Origin of the sequence: Pseudomonas sp. LJDD11 (genome assembly GCF_024584215.1) — a bacterium.
Classification (GTDB): Bacteria; Pseudomonadota; Gammaproteobacteria; order Pseudomonadales; family Pseudomonadaceae; genus Aquipseudomonas.
This window is the reverse complement of sequence record NZ_JANJFL010000172.1, coordinates 1-502: the sequence shown is the minus strand read 5'-3', so window position 1 is coordinate 502 and position 502 is coordinate 1. Positions and strand designations below refer to the sequence as shown.

General features: G+C 52.0%; 2 protein-coding genes. Both read right to left on the bottom strand.

Annotated elements, in window-relative coordinates; translation table 11 throughout:
• On the bottom strand, window positions 1-65 hold a 65-nt coding region (locus tag NRB16_RS29940), incomplete at its 3' end, for a hypothetical protein (RefSeq protein ID WP_373568526.1).
• A gap of 219 nt (window positions 66-284) precedes the next feature.
• The coding region (locus NRB16_RS29410; RefSeq protein ID WP_257107635.1) for an OmpA family protein at window positions 285-502 on the bottom strand (218 nt) is incomplete at its 5' end.

Below are 502 nucleotides of genomic sequence, written 5' to 3'. Positions count from 1 at the left end.
ACGCCCCGACGGATGTCTTCCGCCAACTGCTGAGCGATGCGTTGATAAAGCAAAAGATTGGTCATGACACAGCCTCGAACCGACCCGCAATTTGTTTTTGTAGGGGAGATGATAGCCTAAAGACCGGAACAGTCGAAAAGTGTACGGGGACAGTTTCTCTTCAGGCCCATCATTGTGCGCTCTGACAAAAAATATTGTCAGGTAAAGATGCCAAGTTCACGGCTTTTTAAGCCAAAAAAAACCCGGACCCGTTTCCGACGCCGGGCTTTTTTTCAGATTTTTTCTTACCGGGCAGCGCCTAGCTGGCCCTTGTCGTCGGAAAAGACGATTTCTACACGACGATTTTGTGCTCGCCCACGCTCGGAGGCATTCACATCGACCGGATATTGCTGACCATAACCCTCGACCTGAATGCGCTTGTCGTCAACACCCAGGTCGATCAGCACATCGGCGACCGACTGTGCGCGATCACGGGACAGTTTCAGGTTTTCCTGCCGGTCAC